This window comes from Dellaglioa sp. CoH-55-MRSF-7 (assembly GCF_056782235.1).
In genome coordinates, this window is record NZ_JBXAYI010000237.1 from 1 (window position 1) to 238 (window position 238).

The following is a 238-nucleotide window of genomic DNA, read 5'->3' on the forward strand; positions in this document are numbered from 1 at the left end:
GCGCGAATGATGCGGCCCTGCGCAAAAGCCCCGACCGATGCTGCTAGCTCGATCAGGGTCTCCGATGTCATTGTCGTGAGCGTTCCCTGCCACGATGGGATGGTGGTAAGGTAGTTTTGAAACTGGGAAACGAATTGATCAACGTCGGCTGTCAAGTCCGCCAGAACGAGCTTATTAGTATCTGCCATGTTGAACCTTATGATTGGTTGGCGGTGACGGAAAATGCTGCAACCAGCGG

The 238-nt window shown here is 53.8% G+C and carries 1 protein-coding gene; it reads right to left on the minus strand.

The genetic code is table 11. The features are described 5' to 3' along the window. Positions 1-188 (minus strand): hypothetical protein (locus AC1RPU_RS08520; protein WP_481769736.1); only part of this gene is annotated, 188 nt, incomplete at its 3' end. Positions 189-238 lie beyond the last annotated feature (50 nt).